The sequence below is a fragment of the Pseudarthrobacter sp. TE9888 genome (genome assembly GCF_056279345.1).
Window position 1 is genome coordinate 2,922,009 of record NZ_JBWBRD010000002.1, and the last position, 12,199, is coordinate 2,934,207.

Consider the following 12,199-nt stretch of genomic DNA (forward strand, 5'->3'; position numbering starts at 1 on the left):
CCATCAGGAGTACTCCCCATGACCACGCCAGCCGACCAGCGCCCCCTGACCATCCTGATCGCCGCAGACACTTATCCGCCCGACGTAAACGGTGCTGCCCAGTTCGGATACCGGCTGGCCAAGGGGATGACGGCCCGGGGCCACAACGTTCACGTCCTGGCCTCCCGCGACAGCAAGGGAAAGAGCTTCACCGAATTCCGCGATGAAGCCACCGTGCACCGGCTCCGCTCGCACAAGGCGTTCACGCACGAGAGCTTCCGCCTCTGCTTCCCTTGGGAAATCAAGAAGGAAATCAGCCTCCTGTTCGATCGGGTCAAGCCGGACGTGGTGCATATCCAGAGCCACTACATGATTGGCGAGCACGTGCTGTACGAGGCCGTGAAACGCGGCGTCCGCATTATCGCCACCAACCACTTCATGCCCGAAAACCTCAAACCCCTTCCTGCCGTTCCCGCAGTGGTTCAAGGACATCATCGGGCGGGTCTCCTGGAAGGACATGGGCAAGGTCATGGGCCAGGCCGACGTCGTCACTACCCCCACCCCGCTTGCCGCCCGGGCCATGCACGAGCACGCCTTCCTCCGCAAGGTCCTGCCGCTCTCCAACGGCATCGACTCTGCCGCGTACGAGCTGCAGCCCGGTGAGCACATCGAGCCGCACGCCAACCCCACCGTCCTGTTTGCCGGCCGCCTCGCCGAGGAAAAGCACGTGGACGTGCTGATCGAGGCCATCGGCAAAACGCCGCCCGAACTGAACGTGCACCTGGAGATCGTGGGCGGCGGCGAGGTGCGGTCTGCCCTGGAGGACCTGGTTCGCCGGCTGGGACTCACCAGCCGGGTCAAGTTCCTGGGCCTGGCCAGCGACGAGGAACTGCGGACCGCCTACGTCCGTGCCGACCTGTTCTGCATGCCCGGGACCGCTGAGCTGCAGTCGCTGGTGACCCTGGAAGCGATGTCCGCTTCCACCCCCGTGGTCCTGGCGGACGCCATGGCGCTGCCGCACTTGGTCCGTGACGGCGAGAACGGGTACCTCTTCACGCCCAATGACAGCGACGACCTTGCCAAGAAGATCACCCAGGTCCTGGAACTGCCCAAGGAGGAACAACGCGCCATGGGCCGGGCAAGCCGGCAGATGGTGGAACCCCACAGCATCCAGGGGACGCTTCAGACCTTCGAGGACCTGTACCGCGGCGCGTCCTACGAGGACAAAGTGGTCTGAACCCTTTCCCGGGTTTGCTAGAGTGTTTTTGCCCTGCCGGAGCACGGCGGTCCACCGCCTGCTCCCGGGGGCTGGGGGCTATAGCTCAGCTGGTTAGAGCGCGGGACTCATAATCCTAAGGTCCTCGGTTCAAGTCCGAGTAGCCCTACCCATAAACCGCGGCCGACAATTTCCTGTTGGCCGCGGTTTTCTTGGTTAACTCCGCACCCTGCGGTATGTTACTGATCAGTAACATACCGTGCTCCGCTCCGTCGGCATGGTCAGCGCTGATCACCAAAGAAGGTAACCATGGCCACCTCCGCAGCCGACTTCCCCGAGCTTCCCTACGCCGACGGCGACTTCTTCGCGTTTGAGCAGCTTCTCTCCGGCAAGGAGCAGGACCGGCTGGCCGAAGTCCGCGAGTTCCTGGCGCGCGAGATCAAGCCGATTGCCGTGGACTGCTGGAACCGTGGAGAGTTCCCCATGGAGCTGGTTCCGAAACTTGCCGGGCTGGACCTGGTCAGCCCGGTCCGGCGGCAGGGCTACTCCAACCTCTTCGCCGGCATGCTGCACGCCGAGGCCACCCGGGCAGACGCCTCCATCGCCACCTTCCTGGGGGTGCATGACGGGCTCTTCACCGGCTCCATCGAGTTGCTGGCATCCCAGGAGCAGAAAGATGAATGGCTCCCCGACATCTATGCGCTGAAGAAGATCGGCGCCTTCGGCCTGACCGAGCCGCTGGGCGGCAGCGACGTCGCCGGCGGAACGCGCACCACGGCCCGCAGGGACGGGGACAGCTGGATCCTCAACGGCGCGAAGCGCTGGATCGGCAATGCCACGTTCTCCGACTGGGTGGTGGTGTACGCACGCGACGTGGCGGACAACCAGGTCAAGGGCTTCCTGGTGGACACCACGCTGCCTGGATACAGCGCAACAAAGATCGAGAACAAGATCTCCCTGCGGACTGTCCAGAATGCCGACATCGTCCTGACGGACGTAGTGGTACCGGACCACTTCAAGCTCGCCAACGCCAACAGCTTCCGCGACGTGAACAAGGTACTCAAGGTCACCCGCCTGTCGGTTGCCTGGCAGGCTGTGGGCCTCCAGATGGCCGCCTTCGATGTTGCCCGCAGCTATGCCGTAGAGCGCAAGCAGTTCGGCCGGCCCCTGGCCTCCTTCCAGCTCATCCAGGACCAGCTGGTCCGGATCCTGGGCAATACCGTCAGCTCCATGGGCATGATGGTAAGGCTGTCGCAGCTGGAGGACGCCGGGGAAGCCAAGGATGAGCAGTCTGCCCTGGCCAAGGCGTTCGCCACCGACCGGATGCGGGAGAGTGTGGCGCTGGGCCGCAGCATCCTGGGTGGCAACGGCATCGTGACCGACTACGGGATGGCCAAAATCTTCGCCGACGCCGAAGCCATCTATTCCTACGAGGGCACGGCTGAAATCAACACCCTGGTGACAGGGCGGGCCATCACCGGCATCTCGGCCATCGTGTAGGCGGGCCGCTCCCTACAGGCAGTTGACTGACTGACTAACTGCCTGACTGGCTGCTGCTGCTATGGGTACATGCCTGCGTTCCGTGATCATTGTCCACCCGCGAGCGGCAGTAAAATGGACGGCCGCAGGTCCAGGACGAACTGCAGGGGATTGACGTAATCCGCACCGTCCCGGACTCCCCAGTGGAGGCATTGCGCCGGCGGGCAGTGACCGGGCAGGACAGTGCCAACCACCTGGCCTGCAGCCACGGCGGTACCCTGCGGCAGCATGCTTTCCACCGGTTCGAAACTGCTTCGCAGGCCACCGCCATGGTCGATGGTGATGACGGGCCGGTCCACCACCACGCCCACGAAGCTGACCGTTCCTGCCGCCGGGGCGTGGACCTCGGCGCCGGCCCCGGCAGTGCCGAGATCCACGCCCCGGTGTCCGCTGAGCCACGGTTTTGGTGGGGGATCGAATCCGCGGAGGACCGCAGGCCGCGGAGCCAGCGGCCACTGCCACGAGGCCCGGGCGCCTGGCCGGCCCGCCGTCGCCGGAAGTCCTGCCTGGCCCGGAACTCCTGCCTGGCCCGGAACTCCTGCCTGGCCCGGAACGGCTGCCTGGGCCGCCGTGCTGGTGGTGGCCGGCGCGAGTGGGGTGCCGGAGACCGCGGAGGCGACGGACGCCGGCAGCAGCAGGATTGCTGCCAGCAGGACTGGTGTCTTCATGCGACCAGACTGCCCGCTCTGGCCCGCCCGCGGCAGGGCGGATTCCGCCTATGTGGACAACGGCCCGTGCGGGCGCGCAGTGTCCGGCGGGCGGGGGTGCCTGTAGTACACTTGATGGAGCAGTTTGCTGCGCCCTCAACGCTTTCCGTCCCAGTGGTCCACCCCCGCGGTGTATCGCCGTGTCCGGACGGCGTCGGCACATCTCATTCAGGAGTGTGGGGGAGCGGCGGCTGACTACGCGCATCCGGCCTTCCGGCAGCCAACGCTCCGGCGTTGTCCATGGAGGACCGCGCTTCCTGCGGTCAGGCTTTCGTCCTGATGGGAAGGGCGGGGGATGCCAGGAGCACGGCCCGTCCGGGCCACGCTGATCAACCGTCAACTATTGGCAGGGTAAGAAACCTCAGGGTTTTCTCATGAATGACCTGCCGGAAAATAAGGAGCGCCGGAATGCCCGTCGTAACCATGCGCCAGCTGCTTGACAGCGGCGTCCACTTTGGACACCAGACCCGCCGTTGGAACCCGAAGATGAAGCGCTTCATCTTCACCGAGCGCAACGGCATCTACATCATCGACCTGCAGCAGTCGCTGTCTTACATCGACCGCGCCTACGAGTTCGTCAAGGCCACTGTTGCCCACGGCGGCACCGTGCTCTTCGTCGGCACCAAGAAGCAGGCCCAGGAAGCAATTGCCGAGCAGGCAACCCGCGTCGGCCAGCCCTACGTCAACCAGCGTTGGCTCGGCGGTATGCTGACCAACTTCCAGACGGTTGCCAAGCGTATCCAGCGCATGAAGGAACTCGAAGAGATCGACTTCGACGACGTCGCCGGTTCCGCTTACACCAAGAAGGAACTCCTGCTCCTCAAGCGCGAGCTCACCAAGCTGGAGTCCAACCTCGGCGGTATCCGCAACCTGACCAAGGCTCCGTCCCTGCTGTGGGTTGTTGACACCAAGAAGGAACACCTCGCCGTTGACGAGGCCAAGAAGCTGAACATCCCGGTTGTGGCCATCCTGGACACCAACTGCGATCCGGACGAAGTCGACTTCCCGATCCCGGGCAACGACGACGCCATCCGCTCCGTGAACCTGCTGACCCGCGTTGTTGCCGACGCCGTTGCAGAGGGCCTGATCGCCCGCAACAACCGCGGCACGGGCGCTGCTGAAGCTCCGGAAGAGCCGCTGGCCGAGTGGGAGCGCGAGCTCCTCGAAGGCAGCAAGGCAGAAGCCGCCGCAGCTCCGGCAGAGAACGCTGAAGCTCCGGCCGCCGAGGAAGCACCGGCAGCTGCCGAGGCTCCCGCCGAAGACGCCAAGTAAGGCACGCAAAAAATCCGGATTCTCCGCGCTGTCCGCAGCCGGAGCTGCTGACAGGATGGCAGCCCACCGACATGGGCTGCCGTCCTGTCGGTCCGTACACCACCACACATTTCTAGACAGAGGGGTTCACATGGCGAACTACACTGCCGCTGACATCAAGGCCCTGCGCGAGCGCACCGGCGCCGGCATGATGGACGTCAAGAAGGCTCTTGACGAAGCCAACGGTGACGCCGAAAAGGCCATCGAGATCATCCGCATCAAGGGCCTCAAGGGCGCTACCAAGCGCGAAGGCCGTTCCACCGCTGAAGGCCTCGTGGCCGCCAAGGTCAGCAACGGCGTCGGCGTCATGATCGAGGTCAACTGCGAGACCGACTTCGTTGCCAAGGCTGACAAGTTCATCCAGCTGGCCGACAAGGTCCTGGCCGTCGCTGTCGAGTCCGGCGCTGCCGACCTCGAGACCCTGCTGGCCACCGAAGTTGACGGCAAGCGGCTCTCCGAGGTTGTCGTCGAAGAAGGCGCCATCCTGGGCGAAAAGGTCGTTGTCCGCCGCATCTCCCGCGTTGAGGGTGCAACGGTTGACGCCTACCTGCACAAGACCTCCAAGGACCTCCCGGCCCAGGTCGGCGTGCTGTTCGCCGTCGACGGTGAAGGCGAAGCCGCCACCGCCGCCGCCCACGACGTCGCCGTGCACATCGCTGCCATGGCCCCGAACTACCTCACCCGTGAGGACGTTCCGGCCGAGCTCGTCGAGTCCGAGCGCCGCATCGCCGAAGAGACCGCCAAGGCCGAGGGCAAGCCTGAAGCTGCCCTCACCAAGATTGTGGAAGGCCGCGTAACCGGCTTCTACAAGGGCGAGGTCCTGGTTGACCAGGCATTCGCCAAGGACGCCAAGAAGTCCGTGGCACAGGTCCTCGAAGAGGCCGGTGTCAAGGGAACCGCGTTCACGCGCTTCCGCGTCGGCTCCTAGTCGAAACTGCAAGGGGGTGGCCACTTCGGTGGCCGCCCCTTTTGCATGCGCCCAAACGGCCGCAGCAACAGTCCGCTTGGACCACTGCCGGTTCCGACCACCGGAGCCGGCAGGATACCCTTTTTTCAGAGTCACCAACGGGAAGGCATCATGGAAGCCGTCAACACTGTCACGCATTCGGAGAAGAACCGGCGGCGGGTCCTCCTGAAGCTCTCCGGAGAGGTCTTCGGCGGCGGGAAGCTCGGTGTCGATCCCGAGACCGTCCGCAACGTCGCCAAGCAGATCGCCGCAGCCGTTCCCGAAGTGGAAGTGGCCATTGTGGTGGGCGGCGGAAACTTCTTCCGCGGCGCCGAACTGTCCCAGAGCGGCATGGACCGCTCCCGCGCGGACTACATGGGCATGCTCGGAACGGTCATGAACTGCCTGGCACTGCAGGACTTCCTGGAACAGGCGGGCGTTGAAACCCGCGTCCAGAGCGCCATCACCATGGGCCAGGTGGCCGAGGCCTACATACCGCGCCGCGCCATCCGCCACATGGAAAAGGGCCGCGTGGTCATCTTCGGCGCAGGGGCCGGCCTGCCCTACTTCTCCACCGACACCGTGGCCGCCCAGCGTGCCCTGGAAGTCCACGCCGACGTGGTCCTCATGGCCAAGAGCGGGGTGGACGCCGTGTACACCGCTGACCCCAAGAAGGACCCCACCGCAGAGCGGCTGGAAACCCTCAGCTACGACGACGCCCTCCGCCGCGACATCCGCGTCATGGACCAGACGGCCATGACCATGTGCAAGGACAACGACCTCTCCATGGTGGTTTTCGGCATGGAAGGGGAAGGCAACGTCACCCGCGCCATCCTCGGCGAAAAGCTGGGCACCCTGGTCACCGCCTAGCTGCGGCTAGGATGATTTCAGGACAGTTCCGTCCCCGCCCCACCGGGCGGGGACGGAAACGGCAACATAGAACCACGTGAGTGCAGGGAACCGGCGCCCCGGACTGCACCAGAACCGTCAGGAGAGACCGTGATCGAAGAAACCTTGCTCGAAGCCGAAGAAAAGATGGACAAGGCGGTAGAGGTAGCCAAGGAAGACTTCGCCGCCGTCCGCACCGGCCGCGCCAACCCCGGCCTCTACAACAAGGTCCTGGTGGACTACTACGGCTCGCCCACGCCGCTGCAGCAGCTGGCCTCCTTCGCCATCCCGGACGCCCGCACCATCCTGATCACCCCGTTCGACAAGACCGCCATGCGGGACATCGAACGCGCCCTGAGCGACTCCGAGGTCGGAGCCAACCCGTCCAACGACGGCAACGTCATCAGGATCACCATTCCTGAACTGACCAAGGAACGCCGCAAGGAATACGTGAAGATCGTCAAGACCAAGGGCGAGGACGCCAAGATCTCCATCCGCAACATCCGCCGCAAGGCCAAGGAAACCCTCGACCGCCTGGTCAAGGACGGCGAGGCCGGCGAGGACGAAGGCACGCGCGCGGAAAAGGAACTGGACAGCCTCACCAAGGCCCACGTGGACGGCATCGACGAGCTGCTCAAGCGCAAGGAAGCGGAGCTGCTCGAAGTCTGATGGGCCAGGCAGATCAGGCTCCCGCACCACGGGCGCGCATACGGGGGAAGCAGCCCAGGAGCAACCCGACGCCAAAGGCCGGGCGGAACCTGCCCGCCGCCGTCGTGGTGGGCCTGGCCATGCTCATCGCCGTGCTGGGCGGCCTGCTGTTCGTCCCGCTGGCCTTCGTAGCAATCGTCACTGCCTTCGCCGTCTTTGGCGTGTGGGAGATCTACCGGGCGCTGGAAGCCAACGGCACCAGGATGCCCATCGTGCCGGTCATGACCGGCACGCTCGCAATGCCGTTCGCCGCCTATTTTGGCGGCATCGAGAGCCAGCTGTTCGCCCTGCTGCTCAGTGCCGTGGCGGTGTTGCTCTGGCGCTCGATCGAAAGTGCCGCCGGCTCGGCGAACAGCATCTTCGCCGGGGTGTTCACCCTGGGGTGGGTCCCGTTCTTCATCAGCTTCGCGGCGCTGCCGCTGCATGCGGCGGGCACCACCCCACTGGGGCTGTGGCCCGGCGGCCTGGCCCCCATCGGGGCGTGGGAGATCGCCGTCATGCTCCTGCTGGTGGTCTCCAACGACACCTTTGGGTACCTGGTGGGCGCGTCCCTCGGGAAGCACCCCATGGCACCAAAGATCAGCCCCAAGAAGTCCTGGGAAGGCTTCGCAGGGTCGGTGGCGGGTGCCATGCTGATAGGCGTCCTGGCCGCCCTCTTCGTGCTGGACAAGCCGTGGTGGGTGGGTGCGGTGCTGGCCGTGGGAACAGTGGCAGCGTCCACCGCCGGCGACCTCGCCGAGTCCATGGTCAAGCGTGAGCTGGGCGTCAAGGACATGAGCAGCATCCTGCCCGGGCACGGTGGAGTGATGGACCGGCTGGACTCCATCGTCTTCGCTTCACCGGTGGCCTTTATCCTGTACGGCATGGTGGCCGGCGCATAATCCCTCCAGCGCCCCCCGCGCCTGGAAATGACACACAACGGGGACCCGCGGCCGCGCTGGTCCCGGCACCCTAAACTGGTGCGGAAGCACTACCGGCTGAAGAGCATTGAAGGAATCGAAGTGGCATTGGACATTCATCGGCAGATCCCTGCGTCCTTTGAGCGCGTGCAGCGCAGCGAGTACGGGTACAACGCCCGGCAGGTCGACCAGTTCCTGCAGCGCGCACGGATCTCCCTGGAGACGCCAGAGTCAGCCACTGAGCCCGTCAACAGCGCCGACGTGCGGTGCGTGTCCTTCGACCCCGTCAAGGGCGGCTACTCCGCCGCCGTGGTGGACGCCGCACTGGACCGGCTCGAGGACGCGTTCGCCCGCCGGGAGCGTGACGAACTGATCGCCGCACGCGGGGAAGAAGCCTGGCTGCGGGAAATCGGCAGCCTCTCGGGGATCCTCCGTGGACGCCTGCACCGGCCCGACGGAGAGCGCTTCCGCCGCCCCAGCAAGAACCGGGCGCGCAGCTACAACACCGACGACGTCGACCGGCTGTGCCGCGAACTCGTCGCGTACCTGGAGCAGGACAAGCCGCTGAGCGTGGACAGCGTGCGCCGCGCAGTCTTCCGCCCGGCCGTGGGCCGGGAAGGCTACGAGGAATCGCAGGTGGACGCCTTCCTGGACCGCGTTGTCGAGCTGATGGCAGCCATCGACTGACCGGGCCACTGCTGCGTGGGCTCAGTCCCCGGCCGGCGGGGTGGGGGAGAGCGGCGCGAAGCGGCGCCACACCTCCTGGTAGCTCCGGTACCCCCGCACGGCGGACACCGCCAGGAACGCCAGTCCGCACAGCGCCCCAACGATGAGGCCGCCTGACGTCCCCGCCCCTGCCAGGGTGACCAACAACCCGGCAACGATGGCAATCAGGGCAGCGTTCGCCGTCGTCATGAAGATCATGCTGCTGCCCGCGACGTGGCTGAAGGAGCCGCGGTTGCCGAAGAAGTAATAGGTCTGCCTCGAACCGGCCTCATCGTCGTGGTACGCGGCCATCAGGTAGGGCGCCACGCCCGGATCGAGGTCCACGTAGGCGGCCCGCAGCCTGTTCATGGCCGTGACGTACATCAGGTCCTCGTGGGCCACGTTCATCACCCGGAGCTGTGTCAGCAACCCGATCGCCGTGTCGATGACCAGGACCACCACTGCCAGCAGCACGAACGCATCCGAAAAGCCCGTGGCCTGCCCCACCAGGGCCACGCTGACAACGCTGGCCGAGGTGAACGTCAGGAACATGCTGATGCGGGTCAGCACCTCGCCCTGGGCCGTACTGCGCGACGCCAGCAGGCCCCAGTGTTCCGTGGCGAGCAACTGGGCCCGCACGGAGGGAGGGACCCCGCCTTGCTGGCGGGAGGCACCGCCGTCCTCGATGGACATGGCGCTATTGTCCTCCCGATCACCGCTCGGTTGCCAGCGGCCGTTCCGGGGTGTGCAGGCGCGTCATGATGCGGGGCATGGTCCCGGGAATCCGGTGTGAAGTGGCCCGGGACACGATGACCATGACGGCGAAGGCGGCCGGCACGCTCCAGGCTGCCGGCTGCGCCAGCCAGGCCGGCGTCGGGCCGGTTCCCGGCAATGCACCGGCGATCATCGCCCCGCCGCACAGCACCCCGCCGGTCACCATGCCGGCAATCGCCCCGGCGTCGGTCAGGCCCCGCCACCAGATGCCGAGCAGCAGGACGGGGCAGACCGTGGACGCAGTGAAGGCGAAGACCAGGCCTACGCTGCCGGCCAGGGCCAGCGAGCCGGTCATGAACGCAAACCCAAGCGGGACCACTGCGGAGATGACGGCAGCGAGCCGGAACCCGCGGACGCTGCCGCCCAGGACGTCCTGGCTGATGACACCTGCCAGGGAGACCACCAGGCCGGACGTGGTGGACAGGAACGCTGCGAAAGCCCCGGCCACCACCAGGGCCGAGAGCAGGTCGCCCGCCACCCCGCCAATGAGTTCACCGGGCAGCCGCAGGACCATGGCGTCCGGCTGCCCGGAGCGGGCAAGATCGGGGGCGAACATCCTGGCCACCAGTCCGAATGCCGTGGGGAAGAGGTAGAACACGGACAGCAGTCCCAGGACGATCAGCGTGGTCCGCCGTGCCGAGTGCCCGTCCGGGTTGGTGTAGAACCGGACCAGCACGTGCGGCAGCCCCAGGGTGCCGAAGAGCAGCGCCACCAGCAGGGACACGTTCTGGTAGAGTCCCGCGGGAGCCGCCCCCGTGGGGTTCACCGCGGGAGCGGACTCGGGTTCGGCTCCCTGGCCGGCCAGCACAAAGATGATGAACAGGATGGGCACGGCCAGCGCGGTCAACTTGAGCCAGTACTGGAATGCCTGGACAAACGTGATGGACCGCATTCCGCCCGCCACCACCGTGAGGCATACCACCACCACGACGGCCAGCGAACCCACCCAGTTGGGCAGCCCCGTGGCGATATGGATGGTCAGGGCCGCGCCGTGCAGCTGCGGCACGATGTACAGCCACCCCACCATCACCACCACCAGGCTGGTGACCCGGCGGACTGTCCGGGAGGCGAGCCTGGACTCGGTGAAGTCAGGGATGGTGTAGGCGCCGGACCGGCGCAGCGGGGCGGCGACGAACAGCAGCAGCATCAGGTAGCCGGCGGTGTAGCCCACCGGGAACCACAGCGCGTCGGTCCCGGACACCAGGATCAGCCCGGCAACGCCAAGGAAGCTGGCCGCAGACAGGTACTCGCCGCCGATCGCCGACGCATTCCACCAGGGCCGCACAGTCCGGGACGCCACATAGAAGTCCCCGGTGGTGCGTGAAATGCGCAGCCCGTAAAACCCGATGATGGCGGTGGCAAGGGACACCACCGTGACGGCGGTGATGGCGATGCCGGCATTCACGGCCGCGTCACTGGTCCCCGGCCAGGTCCCGGTAGCGCGCCTCATTGCGCGCCGCGGTCCTGACATACAGCCAGGCGCCCAACCCGATCACCGGGTAGATTCCCACGCCCAGCAGCAGCCAGCCGAACGGAATGCCGGCGATCCGGGTCTCTGCCAGGCCGGGAACCAGCACCAGCGTCAGCGGGAACGCCGCCAGGATCAGCAGGAAGCCGCCGGCCACCACCAGGGCCAGCCGCAGCTGGGACCTGATCAGCGACCTGACGAACACCTGGCCTACCTCGGAGTCCTGCGCGGCTTCCCGCGACTCAAACGCACGCGGGGCACCCCGGACAGCGGTACGGGCAGCCGCCCGCGGGGCCGTAACCCGGACCCGGGTCATGCGTGCGGCCTGATCCTGGTTGCCTCCAGCTTCTCCCGCACAATGGGCAGGTGCCGCCGGCTGATGGGCAGCCCGGCGCCGGCCACCGTGACGCGCGGCCCGTCGGCGGCCAGCTTCATCGAGGAAACGTGCTTGAGTGCCACCAGGTAGGAGCGGTGCGTGCGGATGAAGCCGGCGTCCGCCCATTGCTGTTCAAGGTCAGCCAGCGGCACCCGGATGAGGTAGCTTGCGTCGGCCGTGTGCAGCCGGGCGTAGTCGCCCTGGGCCTGCACGTACGTGACGTCGTCGCGCCGGATCATCCTGGTGGTCCCGCCCTGGTCCACCGTGATCATCTCCGGCGCCGCTCCGCCGTCGCGCAGCTCGCAGATCCGTCCCACCGAACGCGCCAGGCGCTCCGCACGCACGGGCTTGAGCAGGTAGTCCACGGCGGCAAGTTCGAACGCGGCCAGGGCGTGGTCCTCGTCGGCGGTGACAAAAACCACGGCCGGCGGATTGCTGCTCCGGGCGATGGCGGCGGCGATGTCCAGGCCCGAGACCGCAGGCATGTGGATGTCCAGGAAGACGGCGTCGATGCTGCCGCCGGACAGGGCCGTGAGCGCCTCTGCGCCGGACGTGGCCCGCAGGACCCTGCCGATGCGCTCGTCCCTGCCCAGCAGGAAGGCCAGCTCCTCAACGGCGGGCAGCTCATCATCAACGACGAGGACGTTAATCATGCTCCTAGGTTACTTCCAGCGGCAGGCCCG

At 66.5% G+C, this 12,199-nt stretch carries 12 protein-coding genes, 1 tRNA gene and 1 pseudogene; 9 read left to right on the plus strand and 5 right to left on the minus strand.

The genetic code is table 11. The features are described 5' to 3' along the window. Nucleotides 1–18: 18 nt before the first annotated feature. The 3 genes and pseudogenes from ACZ9J7_RS14060 (at nt 19) to ACZ9J7_RS14070 (ending at nt 2,695) form a co-directional block, all read left to right on the plus strand. A pseudogene (locus tag ACZ9J7_RS14060) lies at nt 19–1,216 on the plus strand (glycosyltransferase). A 74-nt stretch (nt 1,217–1,290) separates the two neighbouring features. Beyond that, nucleotides 1,291–1,364: transfer RNA gene (locus ACZ9J7_RS14065), tRNA-Ile, on the plus strand. A gap of 140 nt (nt 1,365–1,504) precedes the next feature. After that, nucleotides 1,505–2,695 (plus strand): acyl-CoA dehydrogenase family protein, encoded by a 1,191-nt coding sequence (locus ACZ9J7_RS14070; protein ID WP_476210240.1) that lies wholly within the window; start codon nt 1,505–1,507, stop codon nt 2,693–2,695. Nucleotides 2,696–2,781: 86 nt separating this feature from the next. On the opposite strand, the gene ACZ9J7_RS14075 is transcribed toward ACZ9J7_RS14070, so the two are convergent. Beyond that, nucleotides 2,782–3,402: a murein hydrolase activator EnvC family protein gene (locus tag ACZ9J7_RS14075; protein ID WP_476210241.1), complete on the minus strand. Its 621-nt coding sequence runs from the start codon at nt 3,400–3,402 to the stop codon at nt 2,782–2,784. 447 nt (nt 3,403–3,849) lie between these two features. Between ACZ9J7_RS14075 and rpsB the strand changes: the two genes are divergently transcribed. From rpsB to ACZ9J7_RS14105, 6 genes are all read left to right on the plus strand, one after another. Beyond that, entirely contained in the window at nt 3,850–4,713 is an 864-nt protein-coding gene (rpsB, locus tag ACZ9J7_RS14080; RefSeq protein ID WP_141161029.1) for a 30S ribosomal protein S2, read from the plus strand. A 130-nt stretch (nt 4,714–4,843) separates the two neighbouring features. After that, on the plus strand, nt 4,844–5,680 hold the full coding sequence (gene tsf, locus ACZ9J7_RS14085) for a translation elongation factor Ts (protein WP_476210242.1): 837 nt from the start codon (nt 4,844–4,846) through the stop codon (nt 5,678–5,680). 150 nt (nt 5,681–5,830) lie between these two features. Then, nucleotides 5,831–6,568 (plus strand): UMP kinase, encoded by a 738-nt coding sequence (pyrH, locus tag ACZ9J7_RS14090; protein ID WP_141161027.1) that lies wholly within the window; start codon nt 5,831–5,833, stop codon nt 6,566–6,568. 129 nt (nt 6,569–6,697) lie between these two features. Continuing rightward, entirely contained in the window at nt 6,698–7,255 is a 558-nt protein-coding gene (frr, locus tag ACZ9J7_RS14095) for a ribosome recycling factor (RefSeq protein ID WP_306631816.1), read from the plus strand. Next, nucleotides 7,255–8,175, plus strand: a complete 921-nt coding sequence (locus ACZ9J7_RS14100; RefSeq protein ID WP_476210244.1) for a phosphatidate cytidylyltransferase — start codon at nt 7,255–7,257, stop codon at nt 8,173–8,175. Before frr ends, ACZ9J7_RS14100 begins: the two co-directional genes overlap by 1 nt. 120 nt (nt 8,176–8,295) lie before the next feature. Continuing rightward, nucleotides 8,296–8,880: a DivIVA domain-containing protein gene (locus ACZ9J7_RS14105; protein WP_476211860.1), complete on the plus strand. Its 585-nt coding sequence runs from the start codon at nt 8,296–8,298 to the stop codon at nt 8,878–8,880. A gap of 21 nt (nt 8,881–8,901) precedes the next feature. Here ACZ9J7_RS14105 and ACZ9J7_RS14110 read toward each other — a convergent pair whose 3' ends face one another. The 4 genes from ACZ9J7_RS14110 to ACZ9J7_RS14125 are packed head-to-tail and all read right to left on the minus strand — an operon-like array spanning nt 8,902 to nt 12,169. Continuing rightward, nucleotides 8,902–9,591 carry a hypothetical protein gene (locus tag ACZ9J7_RS14110; RefSeq protein WP_476210246.1) on the minus strand — a complete coding sequence of 230 codons (690 nt, stop codon included), beginning with the start codon at nt 9,589–9,591 and terminating at the stop codon, nt 8,902–8,904. Between the two features lie 19 nt (nt 9,592–9,610). Further along, a complete protein-coding gene (locus tag ACZ9J7_RS14115; protein ID WP_476211861.1) occupies nt 9,611–11,077 on the minus strand; it encodes a sodium/solute symporter in 1,467 nt (488 codons plus the stop codon). 7 nt (nt 11,078–11,084) lie between these two features. Then, on the minus strand, nt 11,085–11,456 hold the full coding sequence (locus ACZ9J7_RS14120) for a DUF485 domain-containing protein (protein ID WP_476210247.1): 372 nt from the start codon (nt 11,454–11,456) through the stop codon (nt 11,085–11,087). Then, complete coding sequence (locus ACZ9J7_RS14125) at nt 11,453–12,169, minus strand: LytR/AlgR family response regulator transcription factor (protein WP_476210249.1); 717 nt, start codon at nt 12,167–12,169, stop codon at nt 11,453–11,455. Before ACZ9J7_RS14125 ends, ACZ9J7_RS14120 begins: the two co-directional genes overlap by 4 nt. Between the last annotated feature and the right edge of the window lie 30 nt (nt 12,170–12,199).